Annotated in this window: 1 protein-coding gene; it reads left to right on the top strand. The window is 54.0% G+C overall.

Annotated features, from left to right (window positions below; genetic code table 11):
• The first annotated feature begins 81 nt into the window (after positions 1–81).
• Positions 82–1,229 (top strand): IS3-like element ISAar3 family transposase gene (locus ACT3TP_RS18685; RefSeq protein ID WP_443451150.1). Its coding sequence is split into 2 segments (ribosomal slippage): positions 82–355 and positions 355–1,229, totalling 1,149 coding nucleotides; the frame shifts between segments, so codons are not numbered across the junction.
• Positions 1,230–1,241 lie beyond the last annotated feature (12 nt).

The raw sequence follows: 1,241 nt of genomic DNA, 5'->3' as shown, positions 1-1,241 counted from the left end.
TGGTTGGGTCCCCGGAAAGTAGTCCAGTGACTATGTGAGTACTCGTGTCCGACAATGGACACAGGAGGAATCACAGAAACAATGGCACGCAGACACACACCAGACCAGGTCATCGCTAAAGTCCGTCAAGGACAAAAGATGCTCAACGACGGACACCCGATGATCGAGGTCATCAAGGAACTTCAGATCACTGAAGCTACTTGGTACCGCTGGATCAACCAGTACGGGTCCGAGAAAAACGCTGAAGCCAGCAAACGTACCAAGGAGCTAGAGAAGGAAAACGCGCGCCTCAAGAAGCTGCTCGCTGATCAGATGCTCGCCAACGACATCCTTACTGAGGTTGCCAAGGGAAAATTCTAAGCCCCGAACCACGCCGCCGTGCTGTACGGATGGCGATGGAAAAATTCGGGGCGTCCGAACGCTTCGCTTGCCAAGTTCTGGGCCAGAACCGCTCTGCACTACGTAAGAAAAAAACACCGATGAGCTTTGACGAAGCGCAGCTACGAGCCGACTTGAGGGCTGTCGCGTCTAAGCATCCAACGTGGGGGTGGCGCAAAGCCCGCTGGCACTTGCTGGCCACCGAACGATGGAAAGACACTGTCTTGAACAGCAAGCGCATCCGACGATTATGGCGAGAAGAAGGTCTGGTTTGTAAGCCCAAGCGTCGAAAGAAGCGGCGCACCGGCCCAGACGCTGGGGAACAGAAGCGGTTGACCGCCGAGTACCCGATGCACGTGCTCAGCTTTGATTTCCAGTCGGATGTCACCTCTTGTGGCCGTCATATCCGGTTCTTCAATGTCATTGATGAGTACACGCGGACCGCTTTGGCGATCATTCCCCGCAGGTCTTTTAAAGCTGCTGATGTGGTGGCTGTTTTGGAGGACATCATTGCTGAAACTGGGATCCAGCCAACGTTTGTGCGGTGTGATAACGGGCCTGAGTTCACTGCTGACGCGCTGGTGGATTGGTGCAACACTGTGGGGGTGTCCACTGCGTTTATCGATCCGGGCTCACCTTGGCAGAACGGTTTTATCGAGTCGTTCAATGCGCAGTTCCGGCGTGAACAGCTTTCCGGGGAAATTATGGACACTATGGTGGAAGCGAAGTATTTGGCTGATGAATGGAAAGACATTTACAATCATGAGCGTCCCCATGGGTCTTTGGATGGGTTGACGCCGTCCCGGTTTTGGGATGAGTGGGTTAGAGAGAATCAGTTAGCTATCGCATAGCTGCTGGACTGC

It is taken from the genome of Glutamicibacter sp. AOP38-B1-38, assembly GCF_052377485.1.
Lineage (GTDB): Bacteria > Actinomycetota > Actinomycetes > Actinomycetales > Micrococcaceae > Glutamicibacter.
This window is presented reverse-complemented; position numbering and strand designations above follow the sequence as displayed.